This is a genomic window from Variovorax sp. RKNM96, assembly GCF_017161115.1.
Classification (GTDB): domain Bacteria; phylum Pseudomonadota; class Gammaproteobacteria; order Burkholderiales; family Burkholderiaceae_C; genus Variovorax.
Map to the genome: position 1 here is coordinate 3,478,347 of NZ_CP046508.1, position 15,794 is coordinate 3,494,140.

The 15,794-nt window shown below is 67.3% G+C and carries 16 protein-coding genes; 9 read left to right on the plus strand and 7 right to left on the minus strand.

All coding sequences use genetic code 11. The annotated features are described in order from the left end of the window. The first annotated feature begins 151 nt into the window (after positions 1–151). Positions 152–1,081 (plus strand): LysR family transcriptional regulator, encoded by a 930-nt coding sequence (locus GNX71_RS15970; protein ID WP_206179201.1) that lies wholly within the window; start codon positions 152–154, stop codon positions 1,079–1,081. Positions 1,082–1,093: 12 nt separating this feature from the next. Here GNX71_RS15970 and GNX71_RS15975 read toward each other — a convergent pair whose 3' ends face one another. Continuing rightward, entirely contained in the window at positions 1,094–2,311 is a 1,218-nt protein-coding gene (locus tag GNX71_RS15975; RefSeq protein WP_206179202.1) for an MFS transporter, read from the minus strand. Positions 2,312–2,393: 82 nt separating this feature from the next. Continuing rightward, positions 2,394–3,320 carry a LysR family transcriptional regulator gene (locus GNX71_RS15980; protein WP_206179203.1) on the minus strand — a complete coding sequence of 309 codons (927 nt, stop codon included), beginning with the start codon at positions 3,318–3,320 and terminating at the stop codon, positions 2,394–2,396. Positions 3,321–3,441: 121 nt separating this feature from the next. Here GNX71_RS15980 and GNX71_RS15985 point away from each other — a divergent pair, with 121 nt between their 5' ends. Continuing rightward, positions 3,442–4,299 (plus strand): NmrA family NAD(P)-binding protein, encoded by an 858-nt coding sequence (locus GNX71_RS15985; protein WP_206179204.1) that lies wholly within the window; start codon positions 3,442–3,444, stop codon positions 4,297–4,299. Here the strand turns inward: GNX71_RS15985 and GNX71_RS15990 are convergent. Continuing rightward, the gene (locus tag GNX71_RS15990; protein WP_206179205.1) at positions 4,277–5,182 is read right to left on the minus strand and encodes a LysR substrate-binding domain-containing protein; all 906 of its coding nucleotides are present in this window, start codon (positions 5,180–5,182) and stop codon (positions 4,277–4,279) included. The two genes, GNX71_RS15985 and GNX71_RS15990, sit on opposite strands and share 23 nt — an antisense overlap. A 78-nt stretch (positions 5,183–5,260) precedes the next feature. On the opposite strand from GNX71_RS15990, the gene GNX71_RS15995 reads away from it, so the two are divergent. The 7 genes from GNX71_RS15995 to GNX71_RS16025 all read left to right on the plus strand — a co-directional run bounded on the left by GNX71_RS15995 (position 5,261) and on the right by GNX71_RS16025 (position 11,708). Then, the gene (locus GNX71_RS15995; protein WP_206179206.1) at positions 5,261–6,445 is read left to right on the plus strand and encodes an MFS transporter; all 1,185 of its coding nucleotides are present in this window, start codon (positions 5,261–5,263) and stop codon (positions 6,443–6,445) included. Then, a complete protein-coding gene (locus tag GNX71_RS16000) occupies positions 6,442–7,062 on the plus strand; it encodes a pyridoxamine 5'-phosphate oxidase family protein (RefSeq protein ID WP_206179207.1) in 621 nt (206 codons plus the stop codon). Before GNX71_RS15995 ends, GNX71_RS16000 begins: the two co-directional genes overlap by 4 nt. Positions 7,063–7,072: 10 nt before the next feature. Beyond that, positions 7,073–7,537: a GNAT family N-acetyltransferase gene (locus tag GNX71_RS16005; RefSeq protein ID WP_206179208.1), complete on the plus strand. Its 465-nt coding sequence runs from the start codon at positions 7,073–7,075 to the stop codon at positions 7,535–7,537. A gap of 150 nt (positions 7,538–7,687) precedes the next feature. Then, positions 7,688–8,365: a DUF3348 domain-containing protein gene (locus tag GNX71_RS16010; protein WP_206179209.1), complete on the plus strand. Its 678-nt coding sequence runs from the start codon at positions 7,688–7,690 to the stop codon at positions 8,363–8,365. A 10-nt stretch (positions 8,366–8,375) separates the two neighbouring features. Continuing rightward, complete coding sequence (locus tag GNX71_RS16015; protein WP_206179210.1) at positions 8,376–10,466, plus strand: DUF802 domain-containing protein; 2,091 nt, start codon at positions 8,376–8,378, stop codon at positions 10,464–10,466. Beyond that, positions 10,466–11,113 (plus strand): OmpA family protein, encoded by a 648-nt coding sequence (locus tag GNX71_RS16020; RefSeq protein WP_206179211.1) that lies wholly within the window; start codon positions 10,466–10,468, stop codon positions 11,111–11,113. The genes GNX71_RS16015 and GNX71_RS16020 overlap by 1 nt, the downstream gene beginning before the upstream one ends. A gap of 16 nt (positions 11,114–11,129) precedes the next feature. After that, positions 11,130–11,708, plus strand: a complete 579-nt coding sequence (locus GNX71_RS16025) for a DUF2894 domain-containing protein (RefSeq protein ID WP_206179212.1) — start codon at positions 11,130–11,132, stop codon at positions 11,706–11,708. Positions 11,709–11,730: 22 nt separating this feature from the next. Here the strand turns inward: GNX71_RS16025 and GNX71_RS16030 are convergent, their stop codons facing one another. Genes GNX71_RS16030 through GNX71_RS16045 form a run of 4 tightly spaced genes read right to left on the minus strand, consistent with a single transcriptional unit; the run spans position 11,731 to position 15,758 of the window. After that, positions 11,731–12,150 (minus strand): hypothetical protein, encoded by a 420-nt coding sequence (locus GNX71_RS16030; RefSeq protein WP_206179213.1) that lies wholly within the window; start codon positions 12,148–12,150, stop codon positions 11,731–11,733. 10 nt (positions 12,151–12,160) lie between these two features. Continuing rightward, positions 12,161–12,511, minus strand: a complete 351-nt coding sequence (locus GNX71_RS16035; RefSeq protein ID WP_206179214.1) for a hypothetical protein — start codon at positions 12,509–12,511, stop codon at positions 12,161–12,163. 19 nt (positions 12,512–12,530) lie between these two features. Continuing rightward, positions 12,531–13,835: an MFS transporter gene (locus tag GNX71_RS16040; protein ID WP_241027286.1), complete on the minus strand. Its 1,305-nt coding sequence runs from the start codon at positions 13,833–13,835 to the stop codon at positions 12,531–12,533. Positions 13,836–13,895: 60 nt separating this feature from the next. Then, on the minus strand, positions 13,896–15,758 hold the full coding sequence (locus GNX71_RS16045; protein WP_206179215.1) for a M48 family metallopeptidase: 1,863 nt from the start codon (positions 15,756–15,758) through the stop codon (positions 13,896–13,898). Positions 15,759–15,794 lie beyond the last annotated feature (36 nt).

The following is a 15,794-nucleotide window of genomic DNA, read 5'->3' on the forward strand; positions in this document are numbered from 1 at the left end:
TTGTTTTCAGGCGAGGAGGTATCTGAAAAACAGATGTCGCTATGCCGCGGAATGGGCGCTACGCTGGAGGGATGCGATTCTTCGATATCGGGTTTGCGCGCAACGGTGGCCACCGTCATCGCATCCGGAAATACCCTAGGAAGGCGGCACCATGTCCCTGACCCTTCGCCAGCTCAAGTACTTCTCGGCCGTGGCCGAGGTGGGGCGCATCTCGCATGCGGCGTTGCAGCTCAATATCTCGCAGTCGGCCGTGACCACCGCGATCCGCGAGCTGGAGGAGATGATGGGGCAGCAGCTGTTCGAGCGGCATCCCCACGGCGTGGAACTGACCAAGGCGGGACGGCGTTTCCTGAGCCATGCCTACGCGGTGCTCTCGGCCGCGGACGAGGCGATCCGCATGCCGCACGAGGGCGAGAACGTCGAGGGTTCGCTGACCATCGCTGCGAGCTACACGGTGCTGGGCTACTTCCTGCCGCACCATCTGCAGCGCTTCGAGCAGCTGCATCCGCAGGTCACGGTGAAGGTGCACGAGGTGGCGCGCGAAGCCATCGAGGAAGGCCTGATCACGCAGCGCTACGACATCGGCGTGGTGCTCACGTCGAACGTCGTGCTGCGCGAACTCTCGCTGGAGACCTTCTTCGGTTCGCAGCGCCGGTTGTGGGTGCCGGCCAAGCACCCGCTGCTCGACAAGGCCGAGGTGACGCTGGCCGACGTGGCGGCCGAGCCCTACATCATGCTCACGGTGGACGAGGCCGCGGCCACCGCGCTCAAGTACTGGAGCAAGACGCCGCACCAACCCAAGGTGCGGCTGCGCACGAGTTCGGTGGAAGCGGTGCGCAGCACGGTGGCCAACGGGCTGGGCGTGACGGTGCTGTCGGACATGGTCTACCGGCCCTGGTCGCTGGAGGGCAAGCGCATCGAGACCATCAACCTGCGCGATGCCGTGCCCACGATGAACATCGGGCTCGGTTGGAAACAGGGCATCGAGTTCTCGCCGGCCATGACGGCGTTTCGCGAGTACTTCCGCCAGCTCTTCCTGGAGCCGGCCTCGGGGCGCCAGCAGGGGCGGAGCCGGGCCTGAGGCGCGGCGCGGTCAAGCGGCTGCCGGCAGCCGATGCAGTGCCTTGATGCGCGATGCAAAGATGATCACCGCCTGCAGCACGAACCCCGCGAGTGCGAGCAGCAGGCAGGCGGGTTCGCCCCATGCGGCACCCACCACGCCACCCAGCGCGGCCCCAATCGGACGGGCGCCTGAGTTGATCGTGAGGAACACCGCCGAAACGCGCCCCAGCATCGTCGAGGGCACGACGCTTTGCCGCAGCGTGGTCGATGTGATGACCCAGACCATCGGCCCCGCGCCGAAGAGAAAGAACGAGAGCGCAGCCAGCGATGCCAGGGGAAAGACGAGCGTGGCCGCCATCACGCCAGCCGCGATCACCGCCACCGCGGGGCCGACCTGGATGGCGCGCCCGAACGGCAGGTGCGCCACGACGCGCGACGTCAACAGCGCACCCACCACCATCCCCGCGCCGTACATCGCCAGCGTGAAGCCCACCGCCTGCGCGCCGAGCCCGAGCACCCGCACCGCATACGGCACATAGCCGGCCTGCAGCACGAACCACGAGATGTTGAAGACCGCGCCGGTGATCGCCATCGGCCGCAGCAACTCGTGTTGCCAGACGAAGCGGGCGCCGTCCTTCACTTCGAGCAAGGGATGGCGCGGCGCGGCGGGTGAACGTGGCGCTTCGGTCAGTCGCAGCAGCAACGCCACGGCCGCGACGGACAGCACCGCCGCCAGCACGAAGGCGGCCGATGCACCGGCCCATGCAACCAGCGCACCGGCGAGCGCGGGACCCGCGGTAAAGGCTGCGCTGCGTGCGAGCTCGAGCCTTCCATTGGCCAATGCCAGCGCCTCGCGGGGCACGAGCGCGGGCACCAGGGCCGGCGCCGCCACGCTGAAACCCACGGTGCCCACGGCCCCGAGAAACCCGAGCACCGCCAGCCACGCGACGCTGAGCTTCGACGCGAACACCATCGCAAGGAGCACCAGCAGGGACGCCGCCCGCAAGCCCTCGGCCCACACCATCAGCCGCTGGCGCGACATGCGATCGGCCAGCAGTCCGAGCGGCATCGAGACCAGGAGGAAGGGCAAGGTCTGAATCGCCGCGAGAAAGCCGATTTCGCCCGGACCGGCGCCGAGCATCAGCACCGCGACCAATGGGACGGCGGCCAGGCTCAGTTGTTCGGCGGACTGGGCCGCGAGGTTGGACCACGCAAGGTTCTGGAAGGAGCGGGGAAGGGCGGAAGGCATGCGATGAGGCTCGGATGGAAACCCACATCCTGCGTGCGCGCCTCATCCGGCGCTGGCCGTTTACGGACCTGCGAGCAGCGTGTCAGCGCGAGGCCTTCGGCTTCGCTTCGGGGGCGATCGCCGCCATCACGAAGTCGATGAAGGCCCGCACCTTCGCCGCCGGCAGGTGGCGCGACGGGTACAGCGCGTAGAGCGGAAAGCGCTCGTCGGGCCAATCGGGAAACAGGTCGACGAACTCGCCGCTGTCGAGCTGTGCCTGGATGCCCACCGCCTTGATTTGCGCGATGCCGACACCGGCGAGCGCGGTGGCGAGGATGGTGCCCGCATCGGTCAGCAGCAGCCGGCCGGTGGTGGGCACCTTCAGGTGCTTGCGGCCGCGCTGGAACTCCCACGCATAGGGCTGCCCCGTGACCGGGTTGCGCACCTGCAGGCACATGTGGTCGGCGAGATCCGCCGGTTTCGCGGGGCGCCCATGCCGCTTCAGGTAGGCTGGTGTCGCGACGGTCACGATGCGTGTGTCCATGAGCTTGCGCGCCACCAGCGACGACGACGGCGGTTCCCCGAAGCGCACTGCGATGTCGAAGCCTTCGGCCACCAGGTCGCCGAGCTGGTCGCGCGCGACGAGGTCGAGCGAGAGCTCGGGGTATTGGTCCAGAAAGCGCGGGAGGTGCGGCGCGAGGAGAAGGCGCGATGTGAAGGCGTCGGTGTTGACGCGCAATCGCCCGCGCACCGCGCCGGAGGAGCCCGCCGCGATGGTCACCGCGTCCTCGATGCCCAGCACCAGCGGATTGACGTTGGCATAGAGCAACCGACCTTCGTCCGTGAGGTTGAGCGAGCGCGTCGTGCGGTCGAACAGGCGCACGCCAATGCGTGCCTCCAGCCGTGCGATGGCGCGGCTGACGCCCGAGGGTGTGAGGCCGAGCGCATTGGCCGCGCTCGCGAAGCTGCCGCCTTCGACGACAGCGGCGAGCACGCCCACATTGGAGAGGAGTCGTCCGTCGAGTGCCATTTTTCCAATTCGTGATCAGGTGTCATGAATGATATGCCTCTGGGTCGCTTTACTCAAAGACGCCGGATTCCTACATTCCTTCCATCGCAATCGATTCACTGGAAGAAAGAAGGAAAGTCTCATGTACGCAATCACCGGTATCACAGGCAAGGTCGGCGGCACGGTCGCGCGCACCTTGCTGGCACAAGGCCAGCCCGTTCGGGCAGTCGTTCGCGACGCGGCCAAGGGCAAGGTCTGGTCCGACCTGGGCTGCGAAGTCGCCATCGCCGACATGAACGATGCAGAAGCCCTGGCACGCGCATTCGCGGGTGCTCGGGGCGTGTTCGTCCTGCCGCCGCCGAACTTCGATCCCCTGCCGGGATTCCCGGAGGCGAAGGCGGTCATCGCCGCCGTGCGCCAGGCGCTCGCCCAGGCGCAGCCGGGCCGCGTGATCTGCCTCTCGACCGTCGGCGCGCAGGCCGCGCAGCCGAACCTGTTGAGCCAGCGCAGCCTGATGGAAGAAGCGCTGGCCACGCTGCCGTTGCCGGTCAGCTTTCTGCGGCCCGCATGGTTTCTCGAGAACCTGGCCTGGGACATCGCGCCGGCGCGTGAGCAGGGCGTTCTCTCCAGCTTCCTGCAGCCGCTCGACAGGGCGGTGCCGATGGTCGCCACGGCCGACGTGGGGCGGGTGGCGGCGGAGCTGCTGGTGCAGGACGGCGCCGTCGAACGCATCGTCGAACTCGAAGGCCCCGAACGTGTGAGCCAGCACGCGATTGCCGCGGCGTTGGCCCAGGTGCTGGGCCGCCCGGTTCAGGCCGAAGCGGTGCCGCGCGAAACCTGGGGTTCGCTTTTTCGTGCGCAGGGAATGAAGGACCCGGTGCCGCGGATCCAGATGCTCGATGGCTTCAACGAGGGTTGGATCACCTTCGAGGGCAGCGATGCAAGCGTGCGCAAGGGCAGGGTCGGTCTCGTCGAGGTCATCCGTTCGTTGGCGGACTGAGCGACGGCGGCAGCATCTCCTCGAACCACGCCGCCACGTGCCGGGCTTCCGGCACGGCGTCCGGTGCGAGGCCGTAGTAGTAGCGCTCCAGCGTCATGCGCAGCGCGGGCAGCGGCGATTGCAGCCGGCCCGAGGCCAGGTCGTGCGCCACGAGCGAGGTCGGCGCGAGCGCGATGCCCAGCCCGTCGACTGCGGCTTGCAGCACGAAGTGCAGGTGGTCGAACTGCAGGCGGCTCGCTGGCCGGGCCCGCGGTGCGCCGACCTGCTTTTTCCAGGCGTCCCAGTCGTCCTTGCGCGTCTTGGCCGAGAGTTGCACATGCGAGGCCAGTGCACGCAGGTCGGCCAGCGGATGCGTCTTGAACAAGGCAGGCGCGCCGACCACCAGCACTTCGTCTTCGAGAAAGGGATGCACCTCGATGGAAGAGGGCCAGCCTTCGAGCCCGCGGCGCACCGCGATGTCGAAGCTGTCGGTGGCCTGCTCCGGCATCACCGTGCTCGTGACGACCTGCGGCTCGATGTCGGGATGCCGCTCGACGAACGATGGCAGCCGCGGAATCAGCCAGCGCACGGCGAACGACGGCCGCACGTTGATCCGCACTGCGCGGGCCGGGCCTTGCGCCTGCAGCGCCTGGGCGGCCGCGTTGATCTGCGCCAGCGCCGGCCCGGTTTCCGCGAAAAACTGCTGGCCTTCCGCCGTCAATGCCACCTGGCGGATGCGGCGCTCGAACAGCGCGACGCCCAGGCATTCCTCGAGGCTCTTGATCTGCCGGCTCACCGCACCGTGCGTGACATGAAGCTCCTGCGCCGCGCGCGTGAAACTCAGGTGGCGGGCCGCCGCGACGAAGGCGCGCACGGCGTTGAGGGGCGGTTCTCGAAGCGGCATGCGTGCGATTTTCTCACGCATGAGGGGCGTTAATCTCGTTTGTCAGCCCGCGTTGCCGCGGCGCACCATGCGGTCTCGATGTCTTCCACGCCCCTCACACCTGCCCCCACCTCCACGGCCAGCGCCACCGACCTGAATTCCCGCCACGCAGCCATCGCGCTCGGGCTTTCGCTGCCGGCCGACGTCGTTCTCTACCTCTTGCTGCCGATGTATGCCGACCAGTTCGGCGTGACGCTGGCCGAAGCCGGCATGCTGCTTGCCGCCAACCGGCTGGTGCGCATCGCCGGCTACCGCTGGGTGGCGCGCTTCTATGCGCGCAACGGCGACCGGCCGACCTGCACCATCGCCGTGGTGGCCGCCGCGGTCTGCGGCGTGGGCTACGCCACGCTCTCGGGTTTCTGGGCGCTGTTGCCGCTGCGGCTGATGTGGGGGCTGTGCTTTGCGGCGCTCAATCTCTCCACCCAGGCGCTGGCCACCGCCGATCCCGTCGGCGCCGCCCGTCGCAATGGCCGCTCGCGCGCTTTCATCGCCATGGGGCCGGTGCTGGCGCTGCCGCTGGGCGCGTTGATGGCGCACTGGGTCGGGCCGCGCGCGATCTTCGGCATCCTCGCGGTGTTCTCGCTGCTGGCGGTGTTCGCGGCCCGGCGGCTGCCCTCGGCGCCGCATCGCACCGAGAAGCCCAAGCGGCGCTTCCAGTGGCCCAACAGCCTCGACGGCTGGTCGTTCATGGAAGGGCTGGCGCTCGACGGGCTCTTCATCGTCGGCTTGTCGTACCTCGGCAAGGACCTGCTGCCGGGCGGCGCGGTGATCGTGGCCGGCCTTCTGATGGCGCTGCGCTACCTCGCGGAGATTTTCCTGAGCCCGGTCGGCGGGCACCTGGCGGACCGTTTCGGCGCGGAGCGGCTGCTGGTGAGCCTTTCGCTCGTGACGGCCGTGGCGCTCGTGGGCTTCGGCCTCGGCTGGCTCTGGAGCTGCGCGGCGCTGATCGTGGTGCTGCGCGCCTTGCAGCTGCCCTTGCTGTCGCCCATCGTGGCGCGCCGCACGCCGGGGCCCGAGCGCGTGCAGGCGCTGGCCGCGCGTTCGGTGTGGCGCGACATCGGCGCCGGCGCCGGTCCACTCATCGCGGGGCTGCTGCTGCCGGTCGCATCGCCGCCGTGGCTCTACGGCATTGCCGCATTGCTGCTGGCCATCATGGCGCTGGCCTGCGGGCGAAATCCATCGCCACAATCGACATCACCCCACGCCCAGGAGCGAACGTCATGACCACCTCCCACGCCATTGAAACCGTCGAGCAGCTCGAAGCCCTGTTCGGCCAGCCGGGCGAGGCTTCGCTCAAGAAGGAAGTGCCGTACCTGCATCCGGCCTACCAGGCGCTGATTGCTGCTTCTCCCTTCGCGGTGCTCGCCACCACCGGCCCCGGCGGCCTGGACGCCTCGCCGCGCGGCGACCCGCCTGGCTTCGTCGTGGTGCAGGACGAGAAGACGCTGCTGCTGCCCGAGCGCCGCGGCAACAACCGCATCGACAGCCTGCGCAACATCGTGATCGACCCGCGCGTGGCCTTGCTGTTCCTGATTCCCGGTGTCGGCGAAACGCTGCGCGTGAACGGACGCGCGCGCATCACCGTCGCGCCGGATGTCCTGTCGCGCTTCGCGATGGAGGGCAAGCTCCCGCAATGCGCGATCGAGGTGCAGGTGGAGACGGTGTACTTCCAGTGCGCCCGCGCGATCCAGCGCTCGAAGCTCTGGGCGCCGGTGGCCGCGGATGCGAAGCGCGAAGTGCCGACGGCCGGAGCCATTCTTTCCGCGCTGACCAATGCGGCGTTCGACGGGGCGACCTACGACCGCGAGCTGCCGGCAAGGCAGCAGTCGACCTTGTACTGATTGAAAGAGCATGGATAACCACATCGCTTTTCGCACCGCGGCGCTGGCTGATCTTCCCGCCATCGTCGAACTGCTGGCGAACGACGAACTGGGGCGCCGCCGCGAAGTGACCGGGCCGGTGCTGGACGCGCGATACCTCGCTGCGTTCCACGCCATCGAGGCCGATCCGAATCAGCAGCTCGTGGTGGCCGTGGACGAGGCGGGCACTGTCGTCGGCACCTTGCAGTTGTCATTCATACCGGGCATCGCCCGGACCGGCGCATGGCGAGGGCAGATCGAGGCGGTCCGCATTGCGGAGGCGTTGCGCGGTTCGGGCGCAGGCCAGCAGATGTTCGAGTGGGCCATTGCGCAGTGCAGGGCGCGCGGCTGCACGCTGGTGCAGCTGACCACGGACAAGGGGCGTCCGGACGCGCACCGGTTCTACGAAAAGCTCGGCTTCGTTGCGAGCCACGACGGCTACAAGCTCGGCCTTTGAGTGCGTCCGAAAGTCTGCTTTTGGAGGGCTGAACAGGCCATTGTGTTTCGAATGTTCAGCAAGATGTCACGCAAAGCAACCGCCAGTGGCGGCGGGGCCATCCAGGGGGAGTCGGCAGTGTAGACTGCCAGGTTTTTCCATCTGGCGGTAATGGTGCAAGTGTCAAGGCGCACAGGCTTCACCGGCTCGGCGCTGATTCGCTTGCTCGCTCGACTGACCGACATCGAAGTCCCCGAGCCCAAACAGGCTTTTGCGGATCGATTGAGTCAATGGCTCGGCTGGACCGATGCCATCTCCCTTTCTGCAGCGTTGAACGGCGGCCTGGCGGCTGCGTCTTCTGGCGCGCGCGCGGCCGGCAACCCCGAAGCACGCGAATGCGAGCGTGTGCGGACCGCGATGGCCAACGCCATTGCGGAAGACATGCACAGCGTTTCCCGGGACAGCACGACCGACTTCGCGGCCTACCGCCGGCGCTACCACGCCAGGCAGCAGGCCATGGAGACGAGCATCGGCCCCTTGCGCGGCCGCCTGCGCTCGACGCTGGCGACGCGCTCGCCCGACATGGCGCGGCTGGCGGCGGTGGACGTGGTCATGGAGCAGGTGTTGAGCGCGCAGGAGCATCGGCTGCTGGCGAGCATCCCGTCGACGCTCGAGAAGCATTTCAAGCGCCTGGGCCGGGCCGATGCCAGTGCCGACGCCGACAGCGAGGCCGAGCCCGGCGTGTGGCTGGCCGTGTTCCGCAAGGACATGCACGACGTGCTGCTCGCCGAGATGGACGTCCGATTTCAACCGGTCGAAGGGCTGCTCGAAGCCCTTCGCGCGAGCTAACCAGAGTTTCATGACCCAACTTCTTCATCGCATCGTCTTCATCGTCGGCCTGGCCGCGGTCTGCTGGGTCGGCATCGGGTACATCGGCTCGAACCCGCTGGCGCTGGCGATCACCGTGCTCATCGGTGCGTTCTATGTGGTGGGCGCGCTGGAGTTGCACCGCTTCGGGCAGGCAACGACCACGCTGACAAGCGCCGTGACGGAAATGACCGGGCCGCCGGCCAGCCTGGGCGAATGGCTCGACAAGCTGCATCCGTCGCTGCGCAATGCGGTGCGACTGCGTGTCGAAGGCGAACGTGTCGGCTTGCCCGGCCCGAGCCTCACGCCGTACCTCGCGGGCCTCCTGGTGCTGCTGGGCATGCTGGGCACCTTCCTCGGCATGGTGGTCACGCTGAACGGCACGGGCACGGCGCTGGAGAGCGCATCGGACCTGCAGGCCATGCGCGCCTCGCTGGCCGCGCCGGTCAAGGGACTGGGCGTGGCCTTCGGCACCTCGCTCGCGGGCGTGGCAACCTCGGCAACGCTCGGTCTTCTATCGGCGCTGGCCCGGCGCGACCGGATGCAGACCGGGCAACTGCTCGACACGCGGATCGCCACCAGCCTGCGCGTCTTCTCGCAGGCCCATCAGCGCGAGGAGTCCTTCAAGCTGCTGCAGCGCCAGGGCGAGGCGATGCCCGCGCTGGTCGACCGGCTGCAACTCATGATGGCGACGATGGAGCGCCAGAGCCAGGCCTTGAACGAGCGGCTGATCTCCAGCCAGGACAGCTTCCATGGCAAGGCCGAGGCCGTGTACGCGGGCCTGGCTTCTTCCGTCGGCCAGTCGCTGAAGGAAGGCCTCGCCGACAGCGCCCGCATCGCCGGCGCGACGATCCAGCCGGTGGTCGAAGCCACGATGGCCGGCATTGCGCGCGAGACGGCCTCGCTGCACGCCACCGTCGAGCAAAGCGTGCAGCGGCAGCTCGATGGGCTCTCGACCCGCTTCGAGGCCAACACCACCACCGTGGCGGACATCTGGAAGACCGCGCTCGCCGGGCAGCAACGCACGAACGAGGCGCAAGCCAAGGACCTGCGCGCCACGCTCGACCAGTTCACGCAGACCTTCGAGCAGCGCTCGGCTTCGCTGGTGGACGGCGTCTCCGCCCGCCTCGAAACCACGGTCGAGCGCGTGTCCGACAACTGGCGCAGCGCGCTCGCCCAACATGAGCGCGCGAGCGAAACCCTCTCGGGCGACACGCAACGCGCGCTGACCGCTGCCGCAGCCACTTTCGAACAGCACTCGGCTTCGCTGCTGAACACGGTGGGCCAGGCGCACACCGACCTGCAGGCCGAGATGGCTTCACGCGACCAGCAGCGCCTGGCCACCTGGACCCAGGCGCTCGAAGCGATGGCCGTGTCGCTGCAACAGGAATGGCAGCAGGCAGGCGCGCGCAGCGAGACCCAGCAGCAGGAAATCTGCAAGACGCTGGCACAGACCGCCAGCGACATTTCCGCGCAGAGCGAAGCCCACGCCAAGAGCACCATCGCCGAGATCGGCCAGCTCATGCAGGCGGCCTCCGAGGCGCCGCGCGCAGCGGCCGAAGTGATCGCCGAGCTGCGCCAGAAGCTCTCGGACAGCATGGCGCGCGACAACGCGATGCTCGACGAGCGCAGCCGCATCCTCGGCACGCTGGAGACGCTGCTCGATGCGGTGAACCATGCCTCCACCGAGCAGCGCAGCGCCATCGATGCGCTCGTGGCCACCTCGGCGGACCTGCTGGACCGCGTCGGCACGCGCTTCAACGACAAGGTCGATGCCGAAACCGGAAAGATGGCCGACGTCGCCGCGCAGATCACCGGCAGCGCCGTCGAGGTGGCAAGCTTGGGCGAGGCCTTCGGCTTCGCGGTGAAGCTCTTCACCGAATCGAACGACAAGATGAGCGCGCACCTGCAGCGCATCGAAGGCGCGCTCGGCAAGTCCATCGCGCGCAGCGACGAGCAACTGGCGTACTACGTGGCGCAGGCCCGCGAGGTCATCGACCTGAGCATCATGTCGCAGAAGCAGATCGTCGAAGACCTGCAGCAACTCGCGGTTCAGCGAGCCACCGCGGGCAGCGAAGCGTGATGACCGAGGACCTCGACGCCGGCACCGAGGCATCGGTCCCGGTATGGGCCGTCTTCGGCGACCTGATGTCGGGCCTGCTGGGCGCCTTCGTGCTGATCCTGGTGTGCGTGATCGGCATGCAGCTCGAGCTCGCGACCAAGCTCGAAGCCGAGGTCAAGCAGCGCAGGGTCGAGGCCGAGCGGCTGCAGACGCTAGAGCAGGCGCTGGCCGGCCCGCTCGCGGCGGGCCGCGTGACGCTGAACAACGGGCGCATCGGCATCAGCGGCAGCGTGCTGTTCGCGCTGAACTCCGCGGAGCTGCAGCCCGAAGGCCGGCAACTGCTCAAGAGCCTGGCCGCGCCGCTCACGGCCTACCTCCAGGCCCGCGACGAGATCCTGATGGTGAGCGGCTTCACCGACGACCGGCAGGTGCGCGGCGGCAACCGCCAGTTCGCGGACAACTGGGAACTCTCGGCCCAGCGCGCGCTGACGGTGACCCGCACGCTGATCGAGGAGGGCATTCCGTCGTCCGCGATCTTTGCCGCGGCGTTCGGCGCCGAGCAGGCGGTGGCATCGAATGCCGATGCCGATGGGCGGTCCAGGAACCGGCGCGTGGAGATGGCGCCCACGCCGAAGCGCTCGGACGCAAAGACGAAGCCTCGTGAGTAGCGACGAAGCCAACGGAATGGATGCAACGCTCGACGCATGGCGCGAGCGCGGGGCGCACCGCCTCGATCCGGTCCGCTTTCATTTCATCGAAACATTGGCCAAGCGCGCGGCAGACCACGGCGGGGAGGCGCGGCGCATCCTGGACGAGAAAGTTGCGGCGCTGCTTGCAGCCTACGGCGAGGATCTCGAAAAGGTTCCGGATACGGAAGTCGCCGCAGTCGAACAACCTCCGCGCGGGCCTCTCGCAGAACTGACCGGCCACCTCGCACAGCACGCATCGTCCGGGCGGATGGACCCGGTGACCAACGAGCTGAAGGTGCTCCCGTTTTTCCGGAGCACATGGTCGAAGCTCAGCGCCGAACGGCGGCTCACGCAATCGCTCGCGAAGCTGCCGCAGAACGCCGGCCCACTCAACTCGCACAACCTCGTGCACCAATCGCTCACGCTGATGCGCGAGCTGTCGCCGGAATACCTCAACCGGTTCGTGTCGTATGTGGATGCGTTGCTGTGGGTCGATCAGGCGAACGCGCCGGCCGGCAACGATGCGCCGCGCGCCGAGGGCGGCAAGAAGGCTGCGCGCAGCAAATCCGGCTGAGTCGCGGACGGCAGGGGGCGGGTCAGCCCCGGTGCCTCTGGCGCCATCGCGACCCGAACAGGCAAACCGTGGCCGCAAGGAGCAGCGCTGCGGCAGCCACTTCCGACAGGATCGTGATGTTCGCGACAGGGCTGTGCAATTCCATGGGGGCCAAGGTGTAGTGCGCGAGCCCGTCGAAGCCAAGCGCGGCATAGATGGCGACAAGGAGCAGGCCCGTCATGACGAACTTCCTGCGAATCAGCAGGAACCCAAGCACCCCCACCGACGTGATGCCCACCCAGGCTGCATAGACCTTCGCGCTGGTGAGCGAGGCCGGAAGATTCGGGTATTCGCAGATGAACTCCGCGTTGTGGCTGAAGTGCCCGAGGCTGGTCAGGAAGTACGCCGCGGCCAGGACGATGAGCAGCTTGGGGAGACCGGAGAGGCGATGGGTTGGATTCATTCAGGAAGCCCTACTTCTTTCGCGTGACCGGCACATTCACGTTCCACTTTTGCGGAGTGCCCACGGTCCGAGCGCAGCTGACCATGACGTTGCGTCCCGTCAACCCGTAGCTATGGGGCGTCCATTTCGTTTCGAGCGGAACACTGCACCTCGGGACCAGAATTTTCAGATTCGGGTCGAGCGCCTCCCATCCACTGCGAGTGGCTGCGTTCTCCTTCGCGACAAAGCTGCGGGCCTCCTCCCGTATCTCGAAGAGGCCGTGCATCTTGGCGGTGGAGCGATCGGTTTCGATGCTCCACGCAGCGAAGCAAGGCGCCGATGCAAAGAGCAGGAGGAGGGGCAGGACTGTGCGGCGGGTCATGGCATCCGGGATGATGCGCTCAGGCCGGCCCCGCCGACGCCTGCTCGGCCCGCGCATCGTGCCCGATGACCAGCACCAGCACGAACCCCAGCGCCGCAAGCAGCGCCAGGAAAAGCACGGCGTAGAAATCGTTCCCCATGCGGTCCTTCAGCGCACCGAAGATCGTCGGGCCGATGTAACCGCCGAGGTTGCCGATGGAGTTGATCCACGCGATGCCGGCCGCGGCCGCGGTGCCGCTCAGGATGGCGGTGGGCAGCGTCCAGAACATCGGCAGTGCGCTGAAGATGCCGAACGCAGCGAGCGTCACGGCCGCCATCTTGGGCACCGGTGCGCTGGTTTCCGCAGCTGCAACGAGGCCCACGAAGATGCAGGCCAGCGGAATCAGCAGAAACCACTTGCGCTCCTTCTTCGCATCGGAGGCGCGGGTCCAGAACACCATCGCGATGGCGCCGATCAAATACGGAAAGGCGTTGATGAAGCCGATCTCCACATTGCCGAGACCGCCGAAGCCCTTGATGATCTGCGGCAGGAAAAAGCTCAGGCCGTACAGCGGCACGGTGATGCCCATGTAGACGAAACCGAGGCCGATCACGCGCGGATTCAGCAGCGCCTGTTTCCATGAGATGGTGTGCAGCGCCTCACGGTTGCGGCGCTCGCCGTCGAGCGTGTTCTGCAGCCAGTCGCGCTCTTCGCCCGAGAGCCACTTCGCATCCTTCGGGCCGTCGGGCAGGTAGAACAGGATGAAGAAGGTCAGGATCAGCGAGGGAATCGCCTCAAGGATGAAGAGCCACTGCCAGCCGTGCATGCCGCCCACGCCGTCCATGTTGAGGATGTAGCCCGAGATGGGCGAGCCGATCACCGTGGAGATCGGGATCGCGAACATGAACCAGCCCACGATGCGCGCGCGGTAGGCCGCCGGAAACCACAGCGTGATGTAGAAGATCACGCCCGGGAAGAAGCCGGCCTCGGCAATGCCGAGCAGGAAGCGCACGACGTTGAAGCTGGTCGACCCGCCCACCCAGGCCTGGGCCGCGGAAAGAATGCCCCAGCTGAACATGATGCGGGCGATCCAGCGGCGCGCGCCGAAGCGCTCCAGCGCCATGTTGCTCGGGACCTCGAAGAGGAAATACGCGAGGAAGAAAATGCCGGCCGCGTTGCCGAACACGGTGGAGGTGAAGTCCAGATCCTTCGACATCGAAGAGCCCGCGAAGCCGAGGTTCACGCGGTCGAGGTAGGCGATGAAGTAGCTGATCATCAGCAGCGGCAAGAGCCGCCAGCTGATCTTCGAGATGGTTCTTTGCTCGATGGGGTTCACGGTATGCATGTCTCCTGTTATGTGAAGGTTTTTGTGGAGCCTGTCCGGTGACAGGTGAGGGGTAAATGCTCAAGACGCTGGATCTTCTTCCTTTTGCTGTGCCCTCATGATCTGGTGGCGTTGCCAGTAGCGGCCGACGGCGTCCCTGAAGTTGTCCTTCTGCTTGCCCAGGCCCGCCACCTTGACCTTGGTGGTGCGCGCGCCCAGCATGCCCTTGTCGTGGTGCGTCACGATCAGCGTGTCGCCGAAGCTTCCGTCCTTGTAGGTGAGGCCCTTCACCTCGTCCCACGCGATCGTCGAGCCACCGTCCGCGCTCGGATGCAGGCCGGTGTAGTCGACCCCGATGCGCTCGCCGCCCTTCAGGGCGAACTCGAGCGGCGGAAAGTGGCGCAGCACCACGATGCGCTCTTCTTCATTGGCGGGTTCGTAGCGGTAAGCGAGGCTCAGTTCGTGGTTCTGGACGAAACGCTGCTCGTACTCGCTCCACAGGCGCTGCTCGATCGCGGGCGCCGTCTCGATCTCGTCGGCCCAGGTGGCCTGCGGTGCGGTCGCGACGATGGCGCCGTACACGCTCTCGGGCACATGGTGGTCGACGTTGCGCATGCGTTCGAGCAATGGCGGATGGCTGTCGTAGGGATGGGGCACGTCGGCGGTCTTCATCGTCTCGATGAACGCCTCGGAACTCGCGTAGGGCGGCAGCCCGTCGGCCACGAAGCGGGCAATGCCCAGTGCGCCGTCGTGCTGGCGGTTCTGCGCGAAGAGCTTCTGCTCGACGTCGTTGCGGTAGCTCGCATAGGCCGAGATCTTGATCAGCGATTGCACGATGGCACTCGGCGCCGTGAGGCCTGCCGATACGCGGTCGGCCTTGTACTCGCGCTCGCGGCTGTCGCGTGCCAGGGCGAACTCGAAGATCATGCGGTACAGGCGCAACAGGTAGTGCGCCACGATGGTGAGGCCGCCGCTGCGCATCTTCCAGGTGTATTGGTCGAACTGCCGCAGCTTCGGGCCGAGCGCCGCGCTGCTGCGGGTGTCGCCGCCGCCCAGGTGGGCGAGCTCGTGGGCCAGCACCGCATCGGCTTCGGACTGGTCGAGCACGCGCAGGAGCGGAATGCTCACGAACAGCGTGCGGCCGTTCAAGGTGCGGCCGCCGACCTCGATGGGTGCTTCGGTGACGAAGAAGTTGGTGTCGATGCCGGCCACGATCTGGTCGGGCGGCGCCGTCTTCACGCGGCCCGCGAGCTGGCGGATGCGCTCCCACAGGCGCGGTGCATCGGCCTGGGCGATGAGTTCGCCGTCGATCGCGTTGACCGAAGGCAGCTTCTTGAACAGCGTGTACACCGCATAGAACACGGCCGCCGCGGCCGCGATGCCGGCAATGGCGATCAGCTTGACGTAGTAGCTGTGCCAGAAGAAGGCGGTGAGCCAGAACGAGAGCCACACCAGCATCGCACTCTGCAGCACGACCTCGACAGCACTCGACACCGTCATGAGCCGCCAGCCCGCGACGAAGCTCGCATAGCGCAGCCCGCGGTTGGCGAAGGCCAGCGCGCCGAGCACAAGGGCTGCCGCGAGCAGCGCCGCGCCGAGCGCCAGCGTCCAGATGGCGGCGCGGTCGGCCCAGTGGAACTGCCACTGCATCGAGTAGGGACTGCACACCTTGTCGTGGAAATTCTTGTCTTCCGGCGCGGTGGCGTCGCAGGCCTTGGAGAGCGGGTGGCTGCGATAGAACGCGGTGGCCTCTGCCTTGTCGGTGGCGTTCAGGCGTGCATCGGCGTTGATGCGCTTCTCGATCGACTGCAGGAACTCGGCGTCCTGCGAGCGCAGCGCGTATTCGGTGAAGACCAGCGTCGCCGCCGGTATGGCGAAGAGCGACACGAGGGTCAGAAGAAACACGCGAAGCAGATCGGCATGGATCGTGCGGGCGAAAGCCATGGATGACTCCTCCTGGAAAGCAAATGCTGTGAGTTG